We start from the raw sequence: 24110 nt of genomic DNA on the forward strand, positions 1-24110 counted from the left end.
ACCGGAACGAAGGGGCTACAGCGAGAGACCGCGGACCGAGACGCCGTCGCCGTCTCGGACTTCGCCGATCACCCTGCCGTCGGCGTCGGCGGCGAGCGAATCGGCTTCCTCGGCGGGCACCGCGGCGACGAAGCCGGTGCCCATGTTGAACGTCCGGTGCATCTCCGCGTCCGACACGTCGCCCTCGCGCTGGACGAACTCGAAGACGGATTGTGCCGGGAAGGGGTCGGTGACCTCGTAGCGGAACTCGCCCATCCGTTCGAGGTTCGTCCACCCGCCGCCGGTGACGTGGGCGGCGGCGCGGGCGTCGTGGTCGCGGAGCGGTTCCAGCAGGTCGGCGTAGATGCGGGTCGGTTCCAGCAGCTCCTCGCCGATGGTGCGGTCCGGGTTCGGCGGGAACGGGTCGTCGTAGTCGTGGTCCCGCGTGACCGCCTCGCGGGCCAGCGTCAGCCCGTTGGAGTGGATGCCGCTGGATGGGAAGCCGACGAGGGCGTCGCCCGGCTCGGCCTCGCCGTCGAACGTGGCGCCCTTCTCGGCCAGCCCGGCGCAGGTGCCGGCGAGGTCCAGCCCGCGGATCACCTCGGGCATCACCGCCGTCTCGCCGCCGAGCAGGGCGATCCCGGCTTCATCGGTGCCGGCCGCCAGCCCCTCGCCGACCTGCTCGGAGAAGTCGTCGACCGGCTCCTCGACCGCGACGTAGTCGACGAACGCGACGGGGTCGACGCCCGCCGCCACGAGGTCGTTGACGTTCATCGCCACGCAGTCGATGCCGACCGTGGAGTAGTCGCCGAGCGCCTCGGCGACGAGCAGTTTCGTCCCGACGCCGTCGGTCGCAAGCGCCAGGTAGCGGTCCCCGATGTCGAGCAGGCCGGCAAACCCCTCGACGTCGTCGAACGCCGACAGCAGCGCCGCGGTCGCCGCCTCGCTCTCGGCGATGTCGACGCCGGCGTCGGCGTACGTCAGCCCCTCGGTGTCCTCGTCGGTCATACGCGTGACCCCGCCCGGCGCGAGCAAAAGGCCACCGGTCCGCGCGCGATTCGGAGGGAATTCTAGAACGAATCGGGGCGACGTTTGAAAAACCGGTTTAGGTGTCTACCTCGTCGGTACATGCGTGATGAACGCCTCTCGCTTCCGTTCGGGCCTGCGGGCGAACGCCCCCGAACTGGGGATCGCGACCGCCGGCGGACTGGCGGCGGTCGCCGCGTCGTTCGCGGCCGCCGGTGACCCGACCGCGTTCGTCGGCGCGGCCGTCGAGGCTGTCATTCGCGACACCGCGCCCGAGCCGGTCGTGGAGTTCGTCCGGAGCGACCTCCGGGATCTGGCCGCGCCGACGCTGCTGGCGACGGCCGTCGTCGCCGCGACGGCGCTGTTCGGGCTGTTCGGCCTGGCGGGTGTCGCGGTCGACCGTCGGACGGGCCGCCTGAGCGCCGGCGTCGCCGTCGCCGCGGTCCTCGGCGGCGGCGTCTCCGCGCTGCTCGGCGTCGGCGTGCTACCCGCCATCGCGGCGGCGGTCCCCGTCGCGCTCGTTCCGGTGACCGCCCGCGCGACCGACGCGCCCGCGACCGTTTCGAAGCGGCGGCGCACGCTGCTCGGGTCCGTCGGCGGCCTGCTGGGACTCGCGGGCGCGAGCACGGTGCTTGGCACCCAGCGCCGGGGACGGATCGACCCCGAACCGCTGGACGAGGCGGCGGAGACGGAGACGTTGCTCTCGACGGCCGACGAGCGCTCGCTCGACCTCGCCGGAACGACCGGGCTGGTGAGCGACTCGTTCTACGAGGTCGACTACAGCAACTTCGACCCGACCGTCGAGCAGGACGACTGGTCGCTCCGGGTGACCGGCGAGGTCGAGGAGGACGTGACCGTCGACTTCGAGGGGCTGCAGGCGATGCCGACCGAACACCGCTTCGCCACGCTGCGCTGCGTGAGCGACCCGCTCAACGGCGACAAGATGGACAACGCGCTCTGGACCGGGACGCCCCTCGCCGACCTCGTCGAGGAAGCCGGCCCGCAGGGGAACTGCGAGTGCGTCCGCCTGCGGGCCGCCGACGACTACTACCAGGTCTTCCCGCTGTCGGCCCTCCGGAACGGCTTCCTCGCGTACGGGATGAACGGCATGGAACTCCCGAAGGGCCACGGCCACCCCGTGCGCGTCCTGATCCCCGGCCACTGGGGCGAGATCAACGTCAAGTGGGTCACCGAGATCGAGGTGCTGGACCGGGACGCAGAGGGGTACTGGGAGAAGCGCGGGTGGCACGGCACCGGCCCGGTCGAGACCGTCGCCAAGATCGAGTCCGTCGTCGAGCGCGACGACGGGACGGTGCGGGTCGGCGGGCACGCCTACGCGGGCACCCGCGGCGTCTCCGCGGTCGAAGTGTCGACGGACGGCGGCGACACGTGGACCGAGGCGACGCTGTCCGAATCGCTCCCGGACGACGACGTCTGGCGGATGTGGGCCCACGAGTTCGAGACCGACGGGACCCACGAAGTCCTCGCCCGCGCCGTCGAGGACGACGGGACCGTCCAGCCCCGCGAGGAGTCGGAGGCCTACCCCAGCGGCGCGACCGGCTGGGTGTCCCGCACCGTCGGGGGAGAGCGGTGAACCTTTGTGGCCCCGGTGAGAGGGTGAGGGACGGAGATGGAACAGGCGCTCTGGTATCTCTTCGCCGGCACGCGCGGCGGCGAGAACCGGGCGCGGATCGTCCGCGTCCTCTCGGAGCGTCCACGGAACGCGAACCAGATAGCCGAGGCGATGGACGTGGACTACAACACCGTCCGGCACCACCTTGAGATGCTCACCGAACACGACGTCGTCGAAACGGGCGGCAACGACTACGGCAAACTGTACTTCCTGACCGACCGGTTCGAACGCCACCGCGAGGAGTTCGAGGAGATACTGGAGCACGTCTGACCATGGCGATGGGCACCGAGATCATGGCCGCGAGCGCGCTGGCGGGAGTCAACATCCTCCTGCTGGCCGGACTGATCGCCGTCTGGGTCCGCAACTACCGGACGTTCCGCACGCCGCTGATACTGGGGCTGGTCGCGTTCGGGAGCGTCATGCTGCTGGAGAACGCCGCCGCCATCTACTTCTTTTTCAGCACGGCGATGCTGTACTCCGGCGACCCCGGCGTGCAGACTGCGGTGCTCACGCTGCGGACGCTCCAGTTCGTCGCGCTGGCGTTCCTGGCGTGGGTGACCGCGAAGTAGCTACAGCCCGGGTGCGCCGAGGAACATCCAGACGACGAAGGCCGCGCTCGGGACGAAGACGGCGAGGTAGACGGGCTTGCTCCAATTCCACACCGTCTTACCGTCGAGCGGGCCGTACGGGACCATGTTGAACGCCGCGAGGAAGCCGTTGACTGCGACCCCGAGACCGCCGACGTTCAGCCCCCAGATGTCGACGTCCGGCCCAACGCCAGCGACCCAGAGTGCGCCGAACGGGACGATGAGCAGGAGGTTCGTCACCGGACCGGCCAGCGCGATGAGCCCGTTCTCGCGCGGCGTGATCCGGCCGCGGTGGTGGACCGCACCCGGCGCAGCGAAGATGAACCCGGCCAGCGCGCTCATCACGGCGACGAACAGCATCCCGTAGTCGGCGCGGAACTCGGCGACCTGCCCGAACCGCACGGCGACGACCTTGTGTGCCAGTTCGTGCAGCAGGAACCCGACGCCGACGGTCAGCATGCTCACCGGGAGCACGGTGCCGAGCGCGTCCGGGTCGAACGCGAGGATGGCCGGCTCGAAGAGGATGGCAAACGCCACGCCGAGCGCGACCCACGCCGCCGCGAGATCCAGCAGTTCGCGGCTGGAAAAGCGCATCAACTGACCAGCCCCCAGATCAGCTCCGCGCTGTTCTCCGCTCCGGCGATCAGTTCGTTCATGAGGCCGCTGACGCCGCCGATCTCCGGAGCCAGCCACGGCAGGACGGTGAACGGGAAGAGGAAGCTGGCGATCATGCTCCCGATGTTCGTCAGCGCGACGACCATGATGAGCTGGAACAGCGGCACGTCGAACATCCGGCTTAGCAGGTCACGGATGGGGCTTTCCTCGTCGCTCAGGATCTCGTTCAGCCGGGAGATGTCGCCGATGTCGACCGACGTGTGCCGGAGTTCGACGTAGCCGGCGAACCAGCCCGGCGCGAGCAGCGGGTTGACGCTGGTGAGCCACGCCACCGCGCCGCCGACGCCCGCGCTCGTCCAGCGCGCGCCGGCCAGCTTCGCCAGCGTGAACGCGAAGAAGCCGTTGAACAGGAACCAGGCGACGAACAGCTTCAGCAGGAACGCGTCGTTGACGCCGGCCATGACGAGCAGGAAGAAGAAGGCGAGAAAGCCAAGCGTAAAGAGATAGCCGAGCAGCTTGAACGGCGAGAACCACGACCCCGACTCCGTGCCGACGAGGCTCTCCATCGGCGGGAGCGTCGAGGGGTTGTCGAGGTAGCCCTCGATCCCTTTGCGGTGGCCCGCACCGACGATCGCGACGACGTGGTACCCCTGCTCCCGGAGCGCGACCAGCCGATGGGCGATGAAAGCGTCGCGCTCGTCGATGAGCGCCTCGGCCCCACCGGGGCTGAACCGCCTGAACTCCTCCATCATCGCGGTGACCACGTCGGCGTCGGTGATCTCGTCCATCGAGAACTCCTCTTCGGGTTCGCCGCCGAGGCCGAACAGCCCCAGAAAGAGGCTGCCGACCATCTTCAGCTTCTCGACGAACGTCATCCGCGCCCAGAACCGCTGGATCGTCACCTGAATGTCCCGGTCGACCAGCGCGACGCCAATACCAAGGTCCTCGGCCGTGTCGATGGCGGCTTTCATGTCGGCTCCCGGTTCGATGTCGAACCGGTCGCCGAGCCGCGTCTGGACGTAGGAGAGCATCCAGTAGGCGAGGAACTGAAACACGGTGTTGCCCCGCAGGAGGTCGCGGGCCTCGATGTCCTGCTCTGCCCCCTCGCCTTTCATCTGCTGGTACCGCCCCTCGTCGAGTTCGACCGCGACGACGTCGGGCCGCTCCTCGTCGACCGTCCGCTCGACTTCCTCGACGCTGTCGGCGGAGACGTGCGCCGTCCCGACGACCGTGACCCGGCCGTCGCCGGAGGGCGACGTCGACGACCGGAGGGAGGACGACGACTCCGCTTCCTCTGTCATGGCGTTCGCTATTCGGGCGGGGCTTTTACCGTTGTCGGAGCCGAGAACTCGTCGGCTTCCCGGCCGCCGCCGTGGAACGCCACGCTCTTTCGACTGCCCCGGGAACCGCCGGGTATGCCGAGCCTGATGGACACCTACATCGAGAACCGCGAGATGGTCCAGCCGAACCACGCCAACAACCTCGACACCGTCCACGGCGGCAACGTGATGAAGTGGATGGACGAGGTCGGTGCGATGTCGGCGATCCGTTTCGCCGGGAAGTCCTGTGTCACGGCGCGCGTCGACGAGATGGATTTCCGCCGCCCCGTCCTCGTCGGCGACACCGCGGTGATCGAGTCGTACGTGTACGAGGCGGGGGAGACGAGCGTCGACGTTTACCTCCGGGCGTTCCGCGAGAACCCTCGAACCGGGGAGCGGGAGCTGACTACCGAATCCTACTTCGTCTACGTCGGCATCGACGAGTCCGGTGAGCCGTCGCCAGTGCCCGCCCTCACCGTCGAGAGCGAGGAGGGGGAGCGACGACAGGCAGAAGCGCTCGACGGCCTCGACGCCTGAGAACCCTTATTCCCGACCGGGTCGTACGTCGTCGCATGGCTCTCGAAGCGGACGCGCCGACCCCGCCCGAACTACAGGAGACAGACCCCGAGGAGTACGACGACGCGAGCGTCGAGGGGCAGAGCGATTACCACCGCGACGAACTGGAGGCGTTCCTCAAGCAGGGCGCGTGGGAGGACGCCTTTTCCGAGTGGGCCGCCCACACCGACATGGACCGCGAGGAGTTCGACATCGCCACCGACCTCGGGCTGTTTCAGGGGTTCGACTTCTTCTGGGACGACTTCGCCGACAGGGTCGGCTACCACGCGCCGGGCATCCCCGAGGACTGGCGCGAACGGGAGTATCACCCCGGCCTGGACTCGTGGGGGACCGTGTCCGCGATCAACGCAGGGCTGACGGAGTTCGGGCAGGTCGTCAGCGAGACGCTGAAACAGGAGTACGTCGACTGGGAGGCGGACTACAGCGCGCCGGACGACCTCCCCGACTTCGAGTAGGCCCGTTCGTCCCGGGACGCGATCGGGCCGGTACGGATCCCGAACGTCGTGAGCGAGCAGACGGCGCGTTGGGGAACCGCGGTGGGGCGCGCCGTACTCCCGCCCGGACCGCCACCGCGCGACCGTCAGGTCACACCGGGGGTTGGTCCGGGTATCCGACAAAAACCTTCGCAGCACGCCGGGGTCAGATCCACACAGCCCCGAAAGTATATCCTCGCCGGTGACGAGCCGACACCCGTGCCACAGCTGTACATCCTGGACCACGGCTACCTCAAGGTCGACAGCCGGTTTCACTACCCGCTGGCGAACCTGGCGACGCGGTCGGAGCCGTCGCCGACGATAGACCGGATACGGATCCCGACGTTCTCGCTCGTGTACGAGGACGACGCGAACACGGTCGTCGTCGACACCGGTGGCCATCCCGACGGGATGGACGGTTACTGGCCCGACTGGCTGCGCGAGACGGTGCCGTGGACGGGAGACGACGAACACCTGTTCGCGAACCGGCTCGAACAGGTCGGTCTCACCCCGGCGGACGTGGACACCGTCGTCCAGACCCACCTCCACAACGACCACGCCGGCAACCTGCGGCTGTTCGAGGGCGTCGACGTGCCGGTGTACGCCCACCGCGAGGAACTCGAGTGGGCGTTCTACGCCGCGAACGTGGTTCGGGACCCGCAGGCCCGGGGCGCGTACGTCCCGGCCGACTACGACCGGGAGATAGACTGGCGGCCGCTGGAGGGCGACCGAGGGGAGGTAGTGCCGGAGGTCGAGTGGATCCACCTGCCCGGCCACGCGCCCGGCATGACGGGCCTGCTGTTCACCGCCTTCGACGACCCTGTCTTTCTCGTCGGCGACGCGGCATTCCGCGAGGGGAACGTCTTTCCGGACCCCGTCCAGCCGGGGGTGAACTGGGACCACGGGCAGTGGGCGAACGTCGCCGTCCCCCGGATCCGGACGCTCGTCGACGAGCACGACCCGAACGTCATCTACGGCCACGACCCAGAGACGTTCGACCGGTACGACGACTACCCGGACGTTCGACAGGTCGGCGACACCTCGTTCTCGGAGCCCCGCTAACGCCCGTTTCGGGCACAGCTGTTTTGCCGGCTTTCGGCTCCGATCAGGTGTCTACCGTGGCTCCGGAACGCCTGCAGGTCCGGCTGGAAACGTTATAAGCTTCCACGTCGTTGTCGCTCACATGGGCACAGCACTCCGTACCCCGTCGCGCCGCGAGTGCGAACGGTGTGGCCGCAGCGAGCGCTGGGACGAGGACGGCGAAACCTGGCGCATTCGGGAGGAGGACGGCGAGCGACTGGTCGGTAACCCACACTGCATCCACGAGTGGGATATCACCGGCTCGTTCACGCCGATCGAGAACTGAGCCCCGAGTTCCGAGGGACTCTCGATTTAGGGCCCAGCACCGCACCGACCGCGAAAAGCAACCCTTAAACCTCGCGCGGGGGTTCGTCTCGGTATGGCCGGTACTATCGAAGTGCTCGTTCCGGGCGGCCAGGCCGACCCTGGCCCGCCGCTCGGTCCCGAGCTTGGACCGACGCCTGTCGACGTACAGGCTGTCGTCGGTGAGATCAACGACCAGACAGAAGCGTTCGACGGCACGGAAGTGCCTGTCACCGTCGAGTACGAGGACGACGGCTCCTTCGACATCGAGGTCGGCGTCCCCCCGACGGCGGAACTGATCAAGGACGAAGCCGGCTTCGAGACCGGTAGCGGCGAGCCTCAGGAGGACTTCGTCGCGGACCTCTCGGTCGACCAGGTCAAGCAGATCGCCGAGCAGAAACACCCCGACCTGCTCTCCTACGACCTGAAAAACGCCGCGAAGGAAGTCGTCGGCACCTGCACCTCGCTGGGCGTCACCATCGAGGGCGAGAACCCCCGCGAGTTCAAGCAGAAGATCGACGACGGCGAGTACGACGAGTACTTCGCCGAGGAAGCCGCGGCGTAACGCCGACCGTTCTTTTCCCACATTCCTGCCGGTCAGCCGTGGCTCCAGCGGCCGCGCGTCCGTCACGTCGTGTCACAGCGCAACCAACACCGCGGCGTACGTGACCGCGCCTGCCAGGAAGTAGCCGAACCGGCTCTCCCGCTCGGCCGGCAGTTCCTCCTTGATGACGTTCAGGACGACCCCGCCGCCGACGAACGCGTACGCCGAGAGGGACGCGGCGTGTCCGAGGTCGACGACCGCCGCCAGGAACCAGCCCGCGAGGATCGCCGCTGCGAGCACCCACCGGCCCCACCGGTCGTACCCCGCCGCGTGGTGCCGGCGGAGTCCGTCGTCGTTGACGACGAAATGAAACCCCATCGCCACCGCGAAGGTGGCGGCTCCCCGCCCCTCGGCGGCGTAGCCGAGGAGGAGATAGCCGATCGTGGCGTTCAGCAGGCCGTACGAGAGCAGGTGCGTCCAGAGGACCGAGCTGTCCGGTCCGCCGCCGTCTGACGGATCATCGGTCCCCGAATCGCTCTTCGCGGTCCGTGCGTACCGCTCCAGCCCGTAGAACAGCACGAACCCGGCCAGCGCGATCAGGTACGCGTGGTGGGCGAGCGCGTCGACGACCGGGTGGTCGGTCGCCGCGATGGCCGCCTGCCCCGCGCTCAACTCCGGGAGGACGTGGACGAACACGTACGCGACCGAGACGCCGCCGCCGAACGACAGCCAGCCGCTCCGCGGGACGACCGCCGTGAGGCGGAGATGTTTCGCCGCGGCGTGGAGGACGGCAAGCCCCAGCGCCAGCAGGCCGGCAGTCGGGACGTGGCTTCCCATGACGGCGGGACGACGGCGCGGCCCAAAGGCGTCTGGGGCCGGGAGCGCGGCAGTACGGCCTGCTTCCGCTTCGACGGGTTTAAGTTCGGCATGGGCTTCTGTCCGGACGAGACAGGCTTCGCCTGTTTCACTGACCCGTAGGAGCATTCCTGCGCACTACGGAGGTGAACGATGGCAGACCAGGAGATAGAGCAAGCAGTATCCCGCGCACTCGAGGACGCACCCGAGCGGAACTTCCGTGAGACGGTGGACCTCGCAGTCAACTTGCGCGACTTAGATCTTAACGAACCGTCGAACCGTGTAGACGAGGACATCGTCCTGCCGTCCGGGACGGGCCAGGAGACGAGGATCGTCGTGTTCGCGGAGGGCGAGACCGCCCTCCGCGCCGAGGACGTCGCAGACGACGTGCTCGACGGCGACGAACTGGCCGACCTGGGCGACGACGACGACGCGGCGAAGGACCTCGCCGAGGAGACCGACTTCTTCATCGCCGAGGAGGCGCTGATGCAGGACATCGGTCGCTACCTCGGTACCATCCTCGGCCCGCGAGGGAAGATGCCGACGCCGCTGTCCCCGGACGACGACGTCGTCGAAACGGTCAACCGAATGAAAAACACCGTCCAGCTTCGCAGCGGCGACCGCCGGACGTTCCACACGCGCGTCGGCGCGGAGGACATGTCCGCCGAGGAGATCGCGGACAACATCGACGTTATCGTCCGCCGCCTGCACGCTGACCTCGAAAAGGGGCCGCTCAACATCGACACGGTCTACGTCAAGACCACGATGGGCCCCGCCGTGGAGGTGGCCTGAGATGAGCGCCGGAGCGGAACGCAAGACCGAGAACCTACCCCAGTGGAAACGGGAGGAGGTCGACGAGCTCGTCGACCTCGTCGAGCGCTACGAGAGCGTCGGCGTCGTCAACATCGCCGGCATCCCGAGCCGCCAGCTGCAGGACATGCGCCGCGACCTGCACGGTACGGCGGAGCTTCGCGTCAGCCGCAACACGCTGCTGACGCGCGCCGTCGAGGAGGTCGGCGGCGGGCTCGACGATCTGACCCCGCACCTCAAAGGGCAGGTCGGCCTCATCGGGACGAACGAGAACCCGTTCTCGCTGTATCAGGAGCTGGAAGCCTCGAAGACGCCCGCGCCGATCGGCGCTGGCGAGGTCGCGCCCAACGACATCGTCATCCCCGAGGGTGACACGGGCGTCGACCCGGGGCCGTTCGTCGGCGAACTCCAGAACGTCGGCGCGTCGGCCCGCATCATGGAGGGCTCCATTCAGGTCACCGAGGACAGCACCGTCCTCGAAGCCGGTGAGGAGGTTTCGGCCGACCTGGAGAACGTCCTGAACGAGCTCGGCATCGAGCCGAAGGAAGTCGGGCTGGACCTGCGCGCCGTCGTGAGCGAGGGCGTCCTGTTCGACCCCGAGGACCTGGACATCGACGTCGAGCAGTACCGCAGCGACGTGTCGACGGCCGCCGCGCGCGCCCGGAACCTCTCGGTCAACGCCGAGTATCCGACCGCGCAGACGGTCCCGACGCTCGTCTCGAAGGCGACGGGCGAGGCCAAGAGCCTCGGCCTGCAGGCCGCAATCGAGAGCCCCGACCTCGCCGACGACCTCGTGAGCAAGGCGGACGCACAGGTGCGTTCGCTCGCCGCGCAGATCGACGACGAGGAGGCGCTCCCCGAGGAACTGCAGGATGTCGAGGCACCGACCGCGGGCGGTGCGGCCGAGGCCGACGACGAGGACGAGGACGAATCGACTGACGACAACGGCGACGCCGACGCCGGTGCGGCAGAGTCCGAGGCGGCCGACGAGGCCGACGACGATGACGACGAGGACTCCGCCGCGGAAGGACTCGGCGACATGTTCGGATAACAATGGAGTACGTTTACGCAGCACTCATCCTGAACGAGACTGGCGAAGAGCTCAACGAAGACAACATCACCGGCGTCCTCGAGGCCGCCGGCGTCGACGTGCAGGAGTCCCGCGTCAAGGCCCTCGTGGCCGCGCTGGAGGACGTCGACATCGACGAGGCGGTCGCCGAGGCCGCCGCAGTGCCCGCCGGCGGTGCCGCCGCGGCACCCGCCGACGACGGCGGTGCTGACGAGGAGGCCGCCGACGAGGGCGGCGACGAGGAGACCGAGGAAGCCGACGAGGACCTGCCGGACACGCAGGACGACGACGATGACGACGGCGACGACGAGGCCAGCGGCGAGGGCCTCGGCGAACTCTTCGGCTAAGTCACTTCCCGCAACTCACCCGCTTTTATCGACGCCGCACCGTGCCCGAGCCGTCGCTGTCCCGACCTGAGCGGGCGGTGCGTTGCGAACGTTCAAGTCGGAAGCCGCGGCCACCGGACGGCGATGGACGTCGCTGGAGTCAGGATACTCGTTGGTCCCGGACGGAGCCTCGCAGTCGTGGTGTTCGTCATCGGCGGCGTGGCGCTCGGCACGGTTTCGGGGCTGGTCCCCGGACTCCACGCCAACAACTTCGCGCTCCTGCTGGCCGCCGCGGCGAGCGAGATACCCGGCCCGCCGCTCCTGATCGGCGTGGCGATGCTGTCGGCCGGCGTCGTCCACACGTTCCTCGACGCGGTGCCCGCGCTGGCGCTCGGCGTCCCGGACGCCGCGATGGCGGCGACGGCGCTCCCCGGGCATCGGCTCGTCATCGCCGGCCAGGGGTACGAGGCGATCAGGCTCTCGGCGCTCGGCAGCGGGCTGGCCGTCGCCGTCGCGCTCCCGCTCGCGGTGCCCGTGACGCGCGTGATGACGGCCGTCTACCCGACGCTCCGGTCGCACCTGACGCTGGTGCTCGCCGGCGTCGTCGTCCTCCTGGTCGCGACCGAGCGGTCAGCACGTGCCGCCGCGGCGGGGTTCGGAACGTTCGCGGCGAGTACGGGCCTCGGCGCGCTGACCCTCGACCTCTCGCCCGCCGCGCCGCTCGGGACCGGCGGGATGCTGACGCCGCTGTTCGCCGGCCTGTTCGGCGCGCCGGTGCTGGTTGATGCACTCGACGGTGCGGGCGTCCCGGAGCAGGCCGACCCCGCCATCGCGTCCTCGCGTCGCGCGGTGTTCGGGATGGCCGCAGCGGGCGCGCTGGCCGGTGCAGCCGTCGGCTACCTGCCCGGCGTCTCCAGCGCCATCGCCGCGGTGGCCGTGCTGACGGTCACGCCCGGCGGCGCGGGCGACAGGGGGTACGTCGTGGCGACCAGCGGCGTCAATACGGCGAATACGCTGTTCGCGCTGTTCGCGCTCGTCGCCCTCCGGCAGCCCCGAACCGGCGTCCTCGTCGCGTTCGACGAGGTCGGCGCGCCGCTGAACCTGCCGCTGCTGGTCGCGGCTGCGGCGCTCGCCAGCGTCGCCGGGTTCGTGCTCGTCCTCGCGCTCGGCGACCGGTATCTCCGGGTCGTCGGCCGGATGGACTACCGGCGACTTTCCCTCGCGGTGCTCGCGCTGCTGGTCTGTATCTCCGCCCTGTTCGCGGGCGTCGTCGGCGTCGGCACGTTCCTCGTGAGCGCCGCCCTCGGGCTGGTTCCGGTCCGGTTCGGCGCGCGGCGCGTCCACCTGATGGGCGTCCTCATCGGCCCGCTCGCGCTCGGCCTGTGACCGCGGGTAGCCCGGTAGCTCCCCGGCCGGAAAAACAACGGTTAAAAGTGGGCGTGCGGTACGGGTGTGTATGAGCGAGTCGGAACAGAAACGAGCGCAGAAGTGCGTCTCCTGCGGGATCAACATCTCCGGGACGACCGCCGCCGCGTTCAAGTGTCCGGACTGCGGGCACCAGATCTACCGGTGTTCGAAGTGTCGCAAGCAGAGCAACCTCTACAAGTGCCCCGACTGCGGGTTCACGGGTCCGTAACCATGGGAAAGGTAGCCGCCAAGATCAAGGTCATGCCGCAGAGCCCGGACGTCGACCTGGACGACCTCCAGGAGCGTCTGGAGAACACCCTCCCCGAGGGTGCGAAGATCAACGGCGTCGAGCGTGACGAGGTCGCGTTCGGCCTGGTCGCGCTGTACCCCACCGTCATCGTCCCCGACGATGCCGGCGGCACCGAGGCCGTCGAGGAGGAGTTCAGCACCGTCGACGACGTCGAGAGCGTCGAAGTCGAGAACGTCGGTCGGATTTAACCGGCCCGCTGGCGTCCCGAACGCTCGGACCGCTCTTTTCGACCAGCGCCGTTCGTCAGCGATGCATATTACGCGGACGGATCGCGACGAAGGTAGCCGAGGGCTTATCAGTGAAGCCGGGACCAGCCTCGGCGTGACCTGACGACTCGCCGCGGGGGCGGACGAGGCGGGAACGCGGCACACCCCTCGCGGACCGGCGCGCCGTCCGTACGCTATTCGAGTGCCGACTCCATTGCTTGCGCAAGGTCGGCCCGCAGGTCCTCGACGTGCTCGACGCCGACGCTGGCTCTGATGAGGCCATCGGAGAGCCCGGCAGCGATGCGCTCCTCGCGGGGGATCGAGGCGTGGGTCATCGTCGCGGGCTGTTCGATGAGGCTCTCGACGCCGCCGAGGCTCTCCGCGAGCGTGAACACCTCCGTGTTCGAGACGAAGGCGGCCGCCTCGTCCAGGCTCGCGTCGAGTTCGAAGCTGAGCATGCCACCGAAGTCGTCCATCTGCTCGGCAGCTATCTCGTGGCCGGGGTGGGACTCCAGTCCGGGGTAGTACACCCTGTCGACGTCGGGGTGGTCGTCGAGCCACGCGGCCAGTTCCCGGGCGTTGTCGCAGTGGCGGTCCATCCTGACGGGGAGCGTCTTGGTGCCGCGAAGGACGAGGAAACACTCGTGGGGGCCCGGCGTCGCGCCGACGCTGTTCTGGTAGAACCCAAACCGTTCGTCGAGTTCCTCGTCGTTCGTCAGCAGCGCACCGCCGACGACGTCCGAGTGGCCGCCGAGGTACTTCGTCAGGGAGTGCGTCACGACGTCGGCTCCCAGATCGAGCGGGCGCTGGAGGTACGGCGTCGCGAAGGTGTTGTCGATCGCACAGAGCGCATCGCGGTCGTGGGCGATCTCGGCAGCTCCTGCGATGTCGACGATCGACATCAGGGGGTTGGTCGGCGTCTCCAGCCACAGCAGTTCCGTCTCCTCGCGGAACGCCGACTCGATGGCGTCGAGGTCGGTCATGTCGACGTAGCTGAACTCGATGTCGTACTCGGTGTACACCTGGTCGAAGATGCGCCGGGTGCCGCCGTAGATGTCCTCGCCGCTGACGACGTGGTCGCCCGACTCCAGCAGGTTGAGGACGGTGTTGATCGCGCCCATCCCGGAGGAGAAGCAGCGCCCGTGGGCGGCGTTCTCCAGGCTGGCGAGGTTCGCTTCCAGGTCGGTCCGTGTCGGGTTGCCGGTCCGGGAGTACTCGTAGCCGCGGTGCTCCCCTGGTGCGTCCTGCTCGTACGTGGAGTTGGCGTGGATCGGCGTCATCAGCGCGCCGGTTTCCTCGTCTGGCTCCTGTCCGGCGTGGATCGACCGCGTCTCGAAGCGGAACTCGTCGTCCTCGGACATGGTCGACCCAACGCGGCGACCGCGGAAAGGGTTATCTCTCTTCGTCCCCCGGAACCCCGTCGTCCGGCGTCTACGGGCGGGCGAGGTGGGAACGCACCTTTTATAACCGTCAGCGGACAAGGACTGTCCACGACTATGCCGAACTCCAACGGACCTCGCAAGAAAACGCGGAACAAGCTCTCGAACGACCCCCGCGACCGCGGCTCGTCGCCGCCACAGCGAGCGATTCAGGACTTCGAGACGGGCCAGAAGGTCCACCTGAAGATCGACCCGAGCGTGCCCGACGGTCGCTTCCACCCGCGCTTCGACGGGCGGACGGGCGAAGTCGAAGGCGAGCAGGGTAGCTGTTTCAAGGTCGCTATCAACGACGGCGGCAAGGACAAGACGCTCATCGTCGCCCCGCAGCACCTGCGCGCCCAGCAGTAGCATGACGATCTTCAAAGAGAAGGTAGACGAGGACTACCTCACCATCTCCGAGGCCAAGGAACTGCTCGCCGACGTGGAGGCGGAGCGTGCCGCCGACGAGGACCGGGAGATGCGGTACGAACTCGCCCGGGCCATCGAGCACGTGAACCGCTTCGCGCTGCTCACCCCCGAGGAGTCCCGCGAACTGGTCGAGGAGCTGACCGAACTGGAGAAGGTCGACGAGGTGACCGCGTACAAGATCGCCGACCTGCTGCCGCGTGACCGGGACGAACTCCGCGCGGTGTACGCACAGGAGCGATACTCCCTCTCCGGCGACGAACTCGACGACGTGCTGAACGTCGTCGCAAAGTACGTCTGATCGGCCCGACCGGCCTGCAACGTCCCGCTCGGCACCGAATCCCGTTGCGGGCGACGGTTTAAGTGTCCCCTCGCCGTACTCGTACGTCAGGATGACCGACACCGACAGCGACGAGCCGGTGGTTCGCCGCGCAGTGTTGCTGGATTACATGCCACACGGGCGGGCGGACGACGACCGGCCGCAGTACCAGAAGCCGCCGCTTGCCTACGCGGTCGGCGAGGCGGACTTCCGGCTCTTCGAGATCGTCTTCGAGGAGGACGCGGACGCCGCGATCGGTGACTCGGTCGCCGTGGAGCCCCGGGAGGAGCGCGAGGCGATAGACCGCGTCCGGACGGTCGACTACGAGGAGCTGTCGGGCGGCGCGCAGTCGGAACTGGAGTACGTCATCGAGGAGATCGTCGCCGAGAACGAGGAGCGGTTCGTCGACTTCTACAACGACGCCCAGCCGATCACGCTCCGGCTCCACCAGCTGAACCTGCTGCCCGGTATCGGGAAGAAGCTCAGGAACAACGTGCTGGACGAGCGCAAGCGGGGGCGGTTCGAGAGCTTCGACGACCTCGAGGACCGGATCGCCGGACTGCACGATCCCAAGGGGGTGCTGGCCGAGCGGATCTTGGAGGAGCTTCGGGACGACGACCTGAAATACCGGGCGTTCGTAGGCAGAGAGGGCGAGGACGGGTAGTCGTCCGTCTCCCGGAGGGTTTTAAGCCGTCCGTTGCATACCGGCGGGTAACCGAATGAGAGACCCAGACGGGCTCCTGGCGAGGGCAGGAGTCAGCGGGAACCCCGACCGCGACCAGCACTTTCTGGTCGACGACCGCGTGCTCGACCGACTGCCGTCGTACGCGGCCGACGCCGGCGTCGACTGCTCGCACGTGCTGGAGATCGGCGCGGGGACCGGCGCGCTCACCGACCGGCTGCTCGACGTGGCCGGCGAGGTGACCGCCGTCGAACGGGACCCCGAACTCGCCGCGTTCCTGCGGGAGGAGTTCGCCGAGGCCATCGAGGCGGGCGACTTGACGGTGGTCGAGGGCGACGCGCTGGAGGTCGACCTCCCTGACTTCACCGCTTCGGTGTCGAACCTGCCCTACGGCGCGTCCAGCGAGATCGCCTTCCGCCTGCTCCCCCTCGCGACGCCGCTCGTGTTGATGTTTCAGACGGAGTTCGCCGAGCGGATGGCGGCCGAACCCGGCGAGGACGACTACGGCCGGCTCTCCGTGTCGGCCGGCCACTACGCAGACGTGGAGGTCGTCGAGACGGTTCCGAGGGAGGCGTTCTCGCCGCCGCCGGCCGTCGAGAGCGCCGTCGTGCGGACGACGCCGCGGGACCCGGCGTACGAGGTCGACGACGACGACTTTTTCCTCCGGTTCGTGAAAGCGCTGTTCACACAGCGGCGCAAGACGATGCGAAACGCCGTTCGAAACACCGCCCACATCTCGGGGCTCGACGACGCAGACGCCGTCGTGGCGGCCGCCGACGAGTCCCTGATGGACATGCGCGCGGGGAACGTGACGCCGGCCGAGTTCGCGGAACTCGCGACGCTGGCGACAGCAGTCGGGAGGGAGGACGATGCTGGCTGACGTTGCCGAGTCGGTCAACCGGCTCTCGGAGGTGTTCCAGTCCGTCGAGGCACGGGTTGCGATCACGGCGCTCTGTCTCGTCGCCGTGTTCTCCATCGCCCGAACCGCACGGTACGTGCAGGCGCGGCTCAGCACGTGGATGCAGCCCATCTGGGCCGACGCTCTCACGACCGTCGGCTTCGTCGTCGGCTTCTTCGGCGCGGCGCTGGTGAGCGTCGGCGTCTGGGGGCAGGCGGACCTGGCGAACGACGCGGTCAGTCAGGTCGGCCTGACGAGCCAGGCGATCCCCGACATCGCGTTCACGCTGGTCGTCTTCGTCGGGACCCACGTGTTGATCCGGTTTTCTAGGCGGCTGCTTGGGGAGCTACAGGACTCGAGCCACGCCGTCTCCGAACACCAGCGGGAGATCACGCTTCGGTTGACCCAGGTGATCCTCTGGTCGCTCGCGGTCATCGTCGTGCTCGGCGTGTGGGACTTCGACCTGTCGGGGCTGCTCGTCGGGGCGGGGTTCCTCGGTATCATCGTCGGCATGGCGGCCAGGCAGACGCTCGGGTCGATGCTCGCGGGGTTCGTGCTGATGTTCGCCCGGCCGTTCGAGATCGGCGACTGGATCGAGGTCGGCGACGAGGAGGGGATCGTCACCGACATCACCATCGTCAACACCCGCATCCAGACGTTCGACGGGGAGTACGTGATGATCCCCAACGACGTGGTGTCGGGTAACACGATCATCAACCGGACCCGGAAGGGACGGCTCCGCCTCGAGGTGGAGGTCGGCATCGACTACGACGCCGACATCGAGTACGCGACGAAGGTGTCGAAAGCCGCGATGGGCGAGGTCGACGAGGTGCTCACGGTGCCGACGCCGCAGGTGATCACGAAACGGTTCGACGACTCCTCGATCATCCTCGGGCTGCGCTTCTGGATCGACAAGCCGAGCGCCCGCCGCAAGTGGCGCGCCCGAACCGGCGTCATCCAGAACGTGAAGGCGGCGTTCGAGGACGACGACATCAAGATCCCGTTCCCGCAGCGGGAGCTGATGGGTCGCGAGGAGACCGACGGGTTCCGCACGGCCGAGCGGCCCGATCCGTCCCCCACGGCCACCGACGGCGGGGACGAATGACCGACCTCGCCGACCGCCGCGGGATGGAGACGGAGGTGTATCAGGCCGCGGAGGACTCGCACCTGCTCGCGACCGCCGCGGTCGAGGCGATCGGGGACGGCGACCGCGTGCTGGACGTGGGAACCGGCTCGGGGTACGTCGCGGGGACGGTCGCCGAGGAAACGGGGGCGCGCGTCGTCGCGTCGGACCTGAACCCACACGCCTGTCGGCAGGCCCGGGAGCACGCGGCCGAGGCCGACGTGGCTCTCGACGTGGTCCGGGGCGACCTGGTCGCGCCCTTCCGCGACGGCGCGTTCGACGCCGTGCTGTTCAACCCGCCGTACCTCCCCGCCGACGAGGACGCCGAGCGCGACGACTGGATGGCGGTCGCGCTCTCGGGCGGCGAGACGGGCCGGGCGGTCGTGGAGCCGTTTCTCGACGCGGTGGGGCGCGTCCTTGCCCCCTCTGGCGTCGTCCTGGTGCTGGTGAGCAGCCTCACCGGGGTCGACGAGGTGCTCGCACGGGCGAACGACCGCGGGTTCGACGCGGAGACGGTCGCCGAGGAGTCGTACCCCTTCGAGACCCTCACGGTGCAGGCGCTTCGCCGTCCCTGACCGGGTTTGGCCCAGGGCGACGGGCCGACCGTGGGAACCGTTGTCATAACTGTAGCGCATTTACTTGAAGGGGAAATATTATAGTGCGTCATGGCCTACCGGTAGCTACCAATGACGGAACTCGTAGCGGCCTCCCCGGGGCTGCTCCCGCTCCCGGACTGGGCGAAGGCGGATCTCTCCGACCTGAAGGGCCACCAGAAACACGACCTGATATCCGGCGACGAGGGCGACGAGATCGTCGAGACGTACGAGCAGGCGCGCGCGGAGGTCGTCGACCTCCAGACCGACGCCGGCCTCGACCTCGTCGGCGAGGGGCAACTGCGCTGGGACGACATGCTGGCGCATCCCCTCGCGGTCCACGACAACGTCGAGACGCGCGGCATCGTCCGCTACTACGACAACAACAACTTCTACCGCGACCCCGTCGTCACGGGCGACCTGACGTTCGACGGCGACGTGGCGGCGGAACTGGAAGCGGCCGCCGAGCACACCGGCTCGCTGCAGGCGGTGCTGCCCGGCCCGTACTCGCTGGCCGACCTCGCGACCGACGAGCACTACGGCGACGACGCCGAATTCCTCGACGCGGTCGCCGACTTCCTCGCCGACGAGGCCGACGCGTTCCCGGACGTGGAGACGCTGTTCCTGCTGGAACCGTCGCTCGTCGAGAACCCGCCGGAGGACGGTGAGGACGAGCGGGCCAGCGAGGCCATCGACGCCGTGGCGAGCGCGGTCGACGCCGACGTGGTCGCCCACACCTACTGGGGTGCGCTGGAGGAGAAGGTGTACGCGCACCTGCTCGACGCCGATGTCGACGCCGTCGGCTTCGACTTCGTCGCGGAGCAGGAGGACAACCTGTACAACATCAACGAGTACGGCGCGACCGACGACGTGGCGCTCGGTCTGGTGAACGGTCAGAACACGCTCCAGGAGGAGCCCGAAGCCATCCGCGAGCGCGTCGAGTGGGTGCAGGAGCAGACGCCCGGCGCTGACTTCGACCGCGCGTACCTCACCGTCAACACCGAGTCGTTCTACCTGCCGTACGCCGAGTTCGAGCGGAAGCTGGCGGCGCTTGCCGAAGCCGCTTCGACCCAGGAGGTGACAGCATGAGCAACGAGAACAAGGAGCAGTTCCGCCCGGCGGACCACCCGAACGACAACTTCATCCTGACGACGGTCGTCGGGAGCTACCCCAAGCCGAAGTGGCTCGACCGCGCCCGCGACCTCTACGAGGACGAGGACGCCGACTTCGACGAGGACGCCTGGGAGGAGGCCAAGGACGACGGCTCGCGGCTCATCACCGAGGAGCACGAGCGCGCCGGCCTCGACGTGGTCGTCGACGGCGAGATGCGCCGCAACGAGATGGTCGAGTTCTTTGCCGACCGCATTGGGGGGTACGAGTTCAAGGGACCCGTGAAGGTGTGGGGCCACAACACCTTCGACAAGCCCAGCGTCGTCGACGACGTCGAGTACGACGAGTCCTGGCTCGTCGACGAGTACGAGTTCACCGCCGACGTCGCCGACCGCCCGGTGAAGGTGCCGATCACCGGCCCGTACACGCTCGCGTCCTGGTGTTTCAACGAGGCCTACGAGGACGACGCCGCCCTCGCCAACGACCTCGCGGACCTGGTCAACGAGGAGATCGAGAAGCTCGTCGAGGCCGGTGCGCGCTACATCCAGATCGACGAGCCGGCGCTGGCGACGACGCCGGACGACCACGCCATCGTCGGCGACTGCCTGGAGCGCATCGTCGACGACATCCCCGAGGACGTGCGGATCGGTCTGCACGTCTGTTACGGCGACTACTTCCGGATCTACCCGGAGATCCTCGAGTTCCCGGTCGACGAGTTCGACCTCGAACTCGCCAACGGCGACTACGAGCAGCTGGACGTGTTCAAAGACCCCGAGTTCACCAAGGACCTGGCGCTCGGCGTCACCGACGTCCACGTCGCCGAGGTCGAGTCGGTCGCGGAGATCAAGGAGAACGTCAAGAAGGGGCTGGAGGTCGTCCCGCCGGAACAGCTCGTCGTCAGCCCGGACTGCGGGCTGAAGCTGCTGCCCCGAGAGGTCGCCTACGAGAAGATGGCCAACATGGTGGAGGCGACCCGAGAGGTCGAGGCCGAACTCGACGAGGGGGAGATAGAGGTCGGTCGCAGCGCGGTCAGCGCCGACGACTGATCGGTCGAGGGGTTCATCCCGAGACTGCGGTTGCGGCGCTGGAACCCGACGACTGATCGGTCGAGAGGTTCATCTCGCTGCTGCAGTCACGGCGCTGAAAGCCCGCGACTGATCGGCAGCGAGTTTCTGCGGCCCTGTCAGACGACGCCGCGGGTCAGCGACCCCAGCAGCGGCAGCGCCAGCGCCGACCCGACGGCGACGTAGGCGGGCTGGCCGAGCGCGAGCAGTTCGCCGGCCGCCAGCGTCGGCGACAGCAGGACGAACGTCGCGAGGACGACAACGCCGACGCCGATGCCGGCCGCGAGCGCCCGCGGGAGGCTCCGACAAGTGAGGCCGACGAGCGCGCCCGCGACCACGAGCCCGAGCCAGTGCAGCCAGGCAACGCCGACGCCGACGACGAGCGCGACCGCCAGCCCGATCCGCCGTTGTCGGTCGTCCGCCCGAAACGTGGCCATCCGGTGGTCGAGCGTTGCGAGCGGTCCGGCGCGGTCGTCCGGCGCGTCCGACTCGCCGGGTTCGGCCGTCGCGTCGCTCATTCCGATCCCCCCTCGACGGTCACGTCGGCGTCGCCGTCGGGCACTTCGCGGCGCATCGGCTTGTACTCGCCGTCGGCCCAGAGTTCGAGCTGGTCGTCGTAATGCTCGGAGAAGTACGACCCGTCCTGTCCGCCCGGAATGACGCTGCGGGACTCGGCCTCGCTCATCGGCGTGATCATCCGCCAGCTACTGCCCGCTCCGCCCTCCTTGCGGAAGTTGAAGACGGTGTACGCCGACCCGTCGGTCGGCAGGCGGTCGTAGTTCAGCGCCGACACCTGCCCGCCGAACTGGTGGTCGATCGCGGTGACGTTGTAGTCGCCGTACGTCTCCCAGCCCGCGTCCTCGATCCGGTCGACGGCCTCCCCCATCGCCGTCGCGAGCACCGCCGCGCGGTCGCCGTCGAACGCCTCGTGGTCGGGCGGTAGCGTCACCAGCACGCGCTCCTGGGGCCAGTAGCTCTCGTCCAGCCCGAGTTCTTCGAAGTCGTCGGCCCAGGTGGCTCGGCGGAACTCCTCGTACCAGATCCGGAAGGCGAGCGCCGCCGCCGAATCGCGGTCCATCCGGTAGTCCCAGTCGGCCATGGCGTCGAGCCAGGGGTCGGCCTTCGACGGCATCCGGTCGCGGGCGTCGAGGATGGCGGGCACCAGTTCACGCGCCCGGATGTCGAGCGTGTCGTTCTGCAGCGACGCCATCCACTCCCGGTCGATACCGTCGCCGTTCTCGACGGCCTCGTCCAGACACTCGTAGATGCGCTGCCCCCGGAACCCGGACGCGTACTCCTGCCCGATGGGGTACGCCGGGTCGTCCAGCGGCCGCTGGTTGGCGGTCCCGAGGTAGTCGGGGTTGTCGACGCCGGGCTTGTCCTCGAACGGGACAAACGCCGCGTCCTCGCCGTCGCCCTCCCAGTCGGAGACGCCGAACGGCTCGAACCCGTCCCACTCGACCTCGCCGGCGGAGCCGTCGAACACGCGGTCGCCACGGACCACTTCGCCCCCCGCACGGCGGATCGGTATCTTCCCTGTCGTGTGGTACATCGTCTCGCCGTCGCGGTCGGCGTACATCGCGTTCTGGGTGGGCACGTCGAACCGCTGGAGCGCGTTCAGGAACTCGTCTTTGCTTTCGACCTGACTGAACTCGTAGATGGCCGCGGACTCGCGGGTGCCGCCCATCCCGGTCCAGGCGACGCCGACGTGCTGTGTCTCGCCGTCGACCGCCCGGTCGAGGAACGCGCCGTGAACGGTCTTTCTGACCGCGACTTCGCGGTCCTCGCCGCCCGCGACCTCGACGGTCCGGGTCTCCGTCTCGAACTCGCGCCACTCGCCGTCGTAGCGGTAGCGCTCGCCGGCGTCGTCGGTCTCGTAGGTGTACAGGTCGACCACGTCCGCGCCGGTGTTCGTGAATCCCCACGCACCCTGGTCGTTCTGCCCGGTGACGACGAACGGGATACCGGGGAACGTCGCGCCGCGGATGTCGACGCCGTCCGCGACGATGTGCTGCTCGTACCAGACCGGCGGCACCATCAGCGTGAGGTGCGGGTCGTAGGCGAACACCGGGCTGCCGCTCTCGGTGTGCTCGCCGCTCACGACCCAGTGGTTCGACCCGAGGAGGTCCGGCGGCTCGAACGCCGACAGCCAGTCCAGCAGTTCGGGGCCGGCGGCGTCGCCGACGCGCGCGTCGTCCCCGGCTTCGGCCGCGCCGTGGACCTCCCCGCCGGTCTGTCCCTCGCGGATGATCGGCGAGTCGTGCGGGAGCCGCGCCGGGAACAGCTCCCGGTAGGTCCCGGCGTCGAGTTCCTCGCGGAGGACGCCCTGCCGGAGCGTGTCGAAGCTCCCCGTCAGCCCCCAGGAGATCTGTTGACCGACGAGCAGCGTGTCGAGCGTCTCCCACTCTCGGGGCTCGTACCCCAGGAGGCCGAACTCCAGGGGGAGGGGCCCGGCGTCAATGTAGGCGTTGACGCCGTCGCGGAACGCCGCCGCCAGTTCAGCCGCTCGCGTGCCCTCGATGGCCGACTGTGACACCTCCGCAGCCCCGCGGAAGTCCATCTTGGCGTGGAAGCGGTCCGACTCAAGCGTTCGCTCGCCGAACGCCGCCGAGAGCGTCCCGTTCATCCGCCGCCGGATGAGGTCCATCTCGAACAGCCGGTCGGCCGCCTGCGCGTAGCCGACGGCGAAGTACGCTGCCTCCTCGGAGTCGGCCTCGACGTGGGGCACGTGGTAGTCGTCGTACGTGACCGTCGCGGGGCCGTGGGGGCTCTCGACGGTGTCGGGGACCGACCGGCGGGCGCTCGCCCAGGCGTCGCCGGACGGTGCCGCGAACCGGTCGAGCAGGCCGCCGGCGGGTGAGAGCGCGGTCGCGCCCGCGCCGCCGCCGACGACGGCGGCGAGAAACGCCCGTCGGGTACGGTCGATGTCCATACACCCTCGTGTGACCGGGGAACCTTAAATTCCGGGCGGGTTCACGAGCAGGTACCCGACGAGCGCGACCGGCCCGGCGTACAGCGGCGCGAGCAGCGCAGGGCGGGCGGCGTCGTGCACCGCCGCGACTGCGAGGTGGAGGGCTGGAACCGCGAGCGCGACCGCGGCAACTGCGGGGGTATCGACGAGCGCGTTGGTGTGTGGCGTCGTCTCGGCGACGGCGTACGCAGTCGCGAATGAGAGGACGGCCGCGACGGCGTACTGGCCCCAGGCCTCACGGTCCGCCAGCGCGGCGACGAACCCGCCTGCGAGCGCGACGCCGAACGTGATCCCGAGGAGCAGCCCCGGAATCGGGTCGCCGTGGCCCGCGTGAAGCACCGCTGTCGGTGGCATCGCTCGTCGGTAGACGGGCGCGAGAAGTAAAGGG

Annotated in this window: 30 protein-coding genes; 22 read left to right on the forward strand and 8 right to left on the reverse strand. The window is 68.8% G+C overall.

Annotated elements, in window-relative coordinates:
• Positions 1-15: 15 nt before the first annotated feature.
• Positions 16-987: a phosphoribosylformylglycinamidine cyclo-ligase gene (gene purM / locus D8896_RS13065; RefSeq protein WP_121822548.1), complete on the reverse strand. Its 972-nt coding sequence runs from the start codon at positions 985-987 to the stop codon at positions 16-18.
• Positions 988-1114: 127 nt separating this feature from the next.
• On the opposite strand from purM, the gene D8896_RS13070 reads away from it, so the two are divergent.
• From D8896_RS13070 to D8896_RS13080, 3 genes are read left to right on the forward strand one after another with little or no spacing between them, the layout of a single operon-like run.
• A complete protein-coding gene (locus tag D8896_RS13070) occupies positions 1115-2599 on the forward strand; it encodes a molybdopterin-dependent oxidoreductase (protein ID WP_121822549.1) in 1485 nt (494 codons plus the stop codon).
• A gap of 36 nt (positions 2600-2635) precedes the next feature.
• Complete coding sequence (locus D8896_RS13075) at positions 2636-2908, forward strand: winged helix-turn-helix domain-containing protein (protein WP_121822550.1); 273 nt, start codon at positions 2636-2638, stop codon at positions 2906-2908.
• Positions 2909-2910: 2 nt separating this feature from the next.
• On the forward strand, positions 2911-3207 hold the full coding sequence (locus tag D8896_RS13080; protein WP_121822551.1) for a hypothetical protein: 297 nt from the start codon (positions 2911-2913) through the stop codon (positions 3205-3207).
• On the opposite strand, the gene D8896_RS13085 is transcribed toward D8896_RS13080, so the two are convergent.
• Both D8896_RS13085 and D8896_RS13090 read right to left on the reverse strand, forming a co-directional pair.
• A complete protein-coding gene (locus D8896_RS13085) occupies positions 3208-3819 on the reverse strand; it encodes a zinc metalloprotease (protein WP_121822552.1) in 612 nt (203 codons plus the stop codon).
• A complete protein-coding gene (locus tag D8896_RS13090) occupies positions 3819-5141 on the reverse strand; it encodes a TraB/GumN family protein (protein ID WP_121822553.1) in 1323 nt (440 codons plus the stop codon). The genes D8896_RS13085 and D8896_RS13090 overlap by 1 nt, the downstream gene beginning before the upstream one ends.
• 114 nt (positions 5142-5255) lie before the next feature.
• Here D8896_RS13090 and D8896_RS13095 point away from each other — a divergent pair, with 114 nt between their 5' ends.
• From D8896_RS13095 to D8896_RS13115, 5 genes are all read left to right on the forward strand, one after another.
• The gene (locus D8896_RS13095; protein ID WP_121822554.1) at positions 5256-5696 is read left to right on the forward strand and encodes an acyl-CoA thioesterase; all 441 of its coding nucleotides are present in this window, start codon (positions 5256-5258) and stop codon (positions 5694-5696) included.
• Between the two features lie 35 nt (positions 5697-5731).
• A complete protein-coding gene (locus tag D8896_RS13100) occupies positions 5732-6190 on the forward strand; it encodes a hypothetical protein (protein ID WP_121822555.1) in 459 nt (152 codons plus the stop codon).
• A gap of 237 nt (positions 6191-6427) precedes the next feature.
• Positions 6428-7270 (forward strand): N-acyl homoserine lactonase family protein, encoded by an 843-nt coding sequence (locus D8896_RS13105; protein WP_162991555.1) that lies wholly within the window; start codon positions 6428-6430, stop codon positions 7268-7270.
• Between the two features lie 121 nt (positions 7271-7391).
• Positions 7392-7574 (forward strand): HEWD family protein, encoded by a 183-nt coding sequence (locus tag D8896_RS13110; protein ID WP_121822557.1) that lies wholly within the window; start codon positions 7392-7394, stop codon positions 7572-7574.
• Positions 7575-7667: 93 nt separating this feature from the next.
• Positions 7668-8156: a 50S ribosomal protein L11 gene (locus tag D8896_RS13115; protein ID WP_121822558.1), complete on the forward strand. Its 489-nt coding sequence runs from the start codon at positions 7668-7670 to the stop codon at positions 8154-8156.
• 72 nt (positions 8157-8228) lie between these two features.
• Here D8896_RS13115 and D8896_RS13120 read toward each other — a convergent pair whose 3' ends face one another.
• On the reverse strand, positions 8229-8972 hold the full coding sequence (locus D8896_RS13120; protein ID WP_121822559.1) for a ZIP family transporter: 744 nt from the start codon (positions 8970-8972) through the stop codon (positions 8229-8231).
• A 171-nt stretch (positions 8973-9143) separates the two neighbouring features.
• Here D8896_RS13120 and D8896_RS13125 point away from each other — a divergent pair, with 171 nt between their 5' ends.
• From D8896_RS13125 to D8896_RS13150, 6 genes are all read left to right on the forward strand, one after another.
• The gene (locus tag D8896_RS13125) at positions 9144-9782 is read left to right on the forward strand and encodes a 50S ribosomal protein L1 (RefSeq protein ID WP_121822560.1); all 639 of its coding nucleotides are present in this window, start codon (positions 9144-9146) and stop codon (positions 9780-9782) included.
• 1 nt (position 9783) lies between these two features.
• The gene (locus D8896_RS13130; protein ID WP_121822561.1) at positions 9784-10851 is read left to right on the forward strand and encodes a 50S ribosomal protein L10; all 1068 of its coding nucleotides are present in this window, start codon (positions 9784-9786) and stop codon (positions 10849-10851) included.
• Between the two features lie 2 nt (positions 10852-10853).
• Positions 10854-11216 carry a 50S ribosomal protein P1 gene (gene rpl12p, locus D8896_RS13135; protein WP_121822562.1) on the forward strand — a complete coding sequence of 121 codons (363 nt, stop codon included), beginning with the start codon at positions 10854-10856 and terminating at the stop codon, positions 11214-11216.
• Between the two features lie 123 nt (positions 11217-11339).
• Positions 11340-12581, forward strand: coding sequence for a tripartite tricarboxylate transporter permease (locus tag D8896_RS13140; protein WP_121822563.1), 1242 nt, complete (start codon positions 11340-11342; stop codon positions 12579-12581).
• 70 nt (positions 12582-12651) lie between these two features.
• Positions 12652-12831, forward strand: a complete 180-nt coding sequence (locus D8896_RS13145; RefSeq protein ID WP_121822564.1) for an HVO_2753 family zinc finger protein — start codon at positions 12652-12654, stop codon at positions 12829-12831.
• A gap of 2 nt (positions 12832-12833) precedes the next feature.
• Entirely contained in the window at positions 12834-13100 is a 267-nt protein-coding gene (locus D8896_RS13150) for an elongation factor 1-beta (protein ID WP_121822565.1), read from the forward strand.
• Between the two features lie 212 nt (positions 13101-13312).
• Here D8896_RS13150 and D8896_RS13155 read toward each other — a convergent pair whose 3' ends face one another.
• Positions 13313-14479, reverse strand: a complete 1167-nt coding sequence (locus D8896_RS13155) for a cystathionine gamma-synthase (RefSeq protein WP_121822566.1) — start codon at positions 14477-14479, stop codon at positions 13313-13315.
• Positions 14480-14614: 135 nt separating this feature from the next.
• On the opposite strand from D8896_RS13155, the gene D8896_RS13160 reads away from it, so the two are divergent.
• From D8896_RS13160 to D8896_RS13195, 8 genes are all read left to right on the forward strand, one after another.
• Positions 14615-14905: a 50S ribosomal protein L21e gene (locus tag D8896_RS13160; RefSeq protein WP_121822567.1), complete on the forward strand. Its 291-nt coding sequence runs from the start codon at positions 14615-14617 to the stop codon at positions 14903-14905.
• A gap of 1 nt (position 14906) precedes the next feature.
• On the forward strand, positions 14907-15263 hold the full coding sequence (locus tag D8896_RS13165) for an RNA polymerase Rpb4 family protein (protein ID WP_121822568.1): 357 nt from the start codon (positions 14907-14909) through the stop codon (positions 15261-15263).
• A 91-nt stretch (positions 15264-15354) separates the two neighbouring features.
• Positions 15355-15945, forward strand: coding sequence for a DUF655 domain-containing protein (locus D8896_RS13170; protein WP_121822569.1), 591 nt, complete (start codon positions 15355-15357; stop codon positions 15943-15945).
• Between the two features lie 55 nt (positions 15946-16000).
• Positions 16001-16843, forward strand: coding sequence for a 16S ribosomal RNA methyltransferase A (locus D8896_RS13175; RefSeq protein WP_121822570.1), 843 nt, complete (start codon positions 16001-16003; stop codon positions 16841-16843).
• The gene (locus D8896_RS13180; RefSeq protein ID WP_205596827.1) at positions 16833-17966 is read left to right on the forward strand and encodes a mechanosensitive ion channel family protein; all 1134 of its coding nucleotides are present in this window, start codon (positions 16833-16835) and stop codon (positions 17964-17966) included. Before D8896_RS13175 ends, D8896_RS13180 begins: the two co-directional genes overlap by 11 nt.
• Positions 17963-18559, forward strand: coding sequence for a HemK2/MTQ2 family protein methyltransferase (locus D8896_RS13185; RefSeq protein ID WP_121822571.1), 597 nt, complete (start codon positions 17963-17965; stop codon positions 18557-18559). The genes D8896_RS13180 and D8896_RS13185 overlap by 4 nt, the downstream gene beginning before the upstream one ends.
• 111 nt (positions 18560-18670) lie before the next feature.
• Positions 18671-19666 carry a 5-methyltetrahydropteroyltriglutamate--homocysteine methyltransferase gene (locus D8896_RS13190; RefSeq protein ID WP_121822572.1) on the forward strand — a complete coding sequence of 332 codons (996 nt, stop codon included), beginning with the start codon at positions 18671-18673 and terminating at the stop codon, positions 19664-19666.
• On the forward strand, positions 19663-20733 hold the full coding sequence (locus tag D8896_RS13195; protein WP_121822573.1) for a methionine synthase: 1071 nt from the start codon (positions 19663-19665) through the stop codon (positions 20731-20733). The genes D8896_RS13190 and D8896_RS13195 overlap by 4 nt, the downstream gene beginning before the upstream one ends.
• Before the next feature lie 137 nt (positions 20734-20870).
• On the opposite strand, the gene D8896_RS19455 is transcribed toward D8896_RS13195, so the two are convergent.
• From D8896_RS19455 to D8896_RS13210, 3 genes are read right to left on the reverse strand one after another with little or no spacing between them, the layout of a single operon-like run.
• Positions 20871-21269 (reverse strand): hypothetical protein, encoded by a 399-nt coding sequence (locus D8896_RS19455; protein ID WP_162991556.1) that lies wholly within the window; start codon positions 21267-21269, stop codon positions 20871-20873.
• The gene (locus D8896_RS13205; protein ID WP_121822574.1) at positions 21266-23683 is read right to left on the reverse strand and encodes a penicillin acylase family protein; all 2418 of its coding nucleotides are present in this window, start codon (positions 23681-23683) and stop codon (positions 21266-21268) included. The genes D8896_RS19455 and D8896_RS13205 overlap by 4 nt, the downstream gene beginning before the upstream one ends.
• Positions 23684-23707: 24 nt before the next feature.
• Positions 23708-24076 (reverse strand): hypothetical protein, encoded by a 369-nt coding sequence (locus D8896_RS13210; RefSeq protein WP_121822575.1) that lies wholly within the window; start codon positions 24074-24076, stop codon positions 23708-23710.
• Between the last annotated feature and the right edge of the window lie 34 nt (positions 24077-24110).

This window comes from Halostella salina (assembly GCF_003675855.1).
In the GTDB taxonomy this organism is placed as follows: Archaea; Halobacteriota; Halobacteria; order Halobacteriales; family Natronoarchaeaceae; genus Halostella; species Halostella salina.

What these genes read in the sequence shown, in the direction of transcription:
- purM (WP_121822548.1), bottom strand. Translation starts at nt 987, where the DNA reads ATGACCGACGAGGACACCGAGGGGCTGACGTACGCCGACGCCGGCGTC.
- D8896_RS13070 (WP_121822549.1), top strand. Translation starts at nt 1,115, where the DNA reads ATGAACGCCTCTCGCTTCCGTTCGGGCCTGCGGGCGAACGCCCCCGAA.
- D8896_RS13075 (WP_121822550.1), top strand. Translation starts at nt 2,636, where the DNA reads ATGGAACAGGCGCTCTGGTATCTCTTCGCCGGCACGCGCGGCGGCGAG.
- D8896_RS13080 (WP_121822551.1), top strand. Translation starts at nt 2,911, where the DNA reads ATGGCGATGGGCACCGAGATCATGGCCGCGAGCGCGCTGGCGGGAGTC.
- D8896_RS13085 (WP_121822552.1), bottom strand. Translation starts at nt 3,819, where the DNA reads ATGCGCTTTTCCAGCCGCGAACTGCTGGATCTCGCGGCGGCGTGGGTC.
- D8896_RS13090 (WP_121822553.1), bottom strand. Translation starts at nt 5,141, where the DNA reads ATGACAGAGGAAGCGGAGTCGTCGTCCTCCCTCCGGTCGTCGACGTCG.
- D8896_RS13095 (WP_121822554.1), top strand. Translation starts at nt 5,256, where the DNA reads ATGCCGAGCCTGATGGACACCTACATCGAGAACCGCGAGATGGTCCAG.
- D8896_RS13100 (WP_121822555.1), top strand. Translation starts at nt 5,732, where the DNA reads ATGGCTCTCGAAGCGGACGCGCCGACCCCGCCCGAACTACAGGAGACA.
- D8896_RS13110 (WP_121822557.1), top strand. Translation starts at nt 7,392, where the DNA reads ATGGGCACAGCACTCCGTACCCCGTCGCGCCGCGAGTGCGAACGGTGT.
- D8896_RS13115 (WP_121822558.1), top strand. Translation starts at nt 7,668, where the DNA reads ATGGCCGGTACTATCGAAGTGCTCGTTCCGGGCGGCCAGGCCGACCCT.
- D8896_RS13120 (WP_121822559.1), bottom strand. Translation starts at nt 8,972, where the DNA reads ATGGGAAGCCACGTCCCGACTGCCGGCCTGCTGGCGCTGGGGCTTGCC.
- D8896_RS13125 (WP_121822560.1), top strand. Translation starts at nt 9,144, where the DNA reads ATGGCAGACCAGGAGATAGAGCAAGCAGTATCCCGCGCACTCGAGGAC.
- D8896_RS13130 (WP_121822561.1), top strand. Translation starts at nt 9,784, where the DNA reads ATGAGCGCCGGAGCGGAACGCAAGACCGAGAACCTACCCCAGTGGAAA.
- rpl12p (WP_121822562.1), top strand. Translation starts at nt 10,854, where the DNA reads ATGGAGTACGTTTACGCAGCACTCATCCTGAACGAGACTGGCGAAGAG.
- D8896_RS13140 (WP_121822563.1), top strand. Translation starts at nt 11,340, where the DNA reads ATGGACGTCGCTGGAGTCAGGATACTCGTTGGTCCCGGACGGAGCCTC.
- D8896_RS13145 (WP_121822564.1), top strand. Translation starts at nt 12,652, where the DNA reads ATGAGCGAGTCGGAACAGAAACGAGCGCAGAAGTGCGTCTCCTGCGGG.
- D8896_RS13150 (WP_121822565.1), top strand. Translation starts at nt 12,834, where the DNA reads ATGGGAAAGGTAGCCGCCAAGATCAAGGTCATGCCGCAGAGCCCGGAC.
- D8896_RS13155 (WP_121822566.1), bottom strand. Translation starts at nt 14,479, where the DNA reads ATGTCCGAGGACGACGAGTTCCGCTTCGAGACGCGGTCGATCCACGCC.
- D8896_RS13160 (WP_121822567.1), top strand. Translation starts at nt 14,615, where the DNA reads ATGCCGAACTCCAACGGACCTCGCAAGAAAACGCGGAACAAGCTCTCG.
- D8896_RS13165 (WP_121822568.1), top strand. Translation starts at nt 14,907, where the DNA reads ATGACGATCTTCAAAGAGAAGGTAGACGAGGACTACCTCACCATCTCC.
- D8896_RS13170 (WP_121822569.1), top strand. Translation starts at nt 15,355, where the DNA reads ATGACCGACACCGACAGCGACGAGCCGGTGGTTCGCCGCGCAGTGTTG.
- D8896_RS13175 (WP_121822570.1), top strand. Translation starts at nt 16,001, where the DNA reads ATGAGAGACCCAGACGGGCTCCTGGCGAGGGCAGGAGTCAGCGGGAAC.
- D8896_RS13180 (WP_205596827.1), top strand. Translation starts at nt 16,833, where the DNA reads ATGCTGGCTGACGTTGCCGAGTCGGTCAACCGGCTCTCGGAGGTGTTC.
- D8896_RS13185 (WP_121822571.1), top strand. Translation starts at nt 17,963, where the DNA reads ATGACCGACCTCGCCGACCGCCGCGGGATGGAGACGGAGGTGTATCAG.
- D8896_RS13190 (WP_121822572.1), top strand. Translation starts at nt 18,671, where the DNA reads ATGACGGAACTCGTAGCGGCCTCCCCGGGGCTGCTCCCGCTCCCGGAC.
- D8896_RS13195 (WP_121822573.1), top strand. Translation starts at nt 19,663, where the DNA reads ATGAGCAACGAGAACAAGGAGCAGTTCCGCCCGGCGGACCACCCGAAC.
- D8896_RS19455 (WP_162991556.1), bottom strand. Translation starts at nt 21,269, where the DNA reads ATGAGCGACGCGACGGCCGAACCCGGCGAGTCGGACGCGCCGGACGAC.
- D8896_RS13205 (WP_121822574.1), bottom strand. Translation starts at nt 23,683, where the DNA reads ATGGACATCGACCGTACCCGACGGGCGTTTCTCGCCGCCGTCGTCGGC.
- D8896_RS13210 (WP_121822575.1), bottom strand. Translation starts at nt 24,076, where the DNA reads ATGCCACCGACAGCGGTGCTTCACGCGGGCCACGGCGACCCGATTCCG.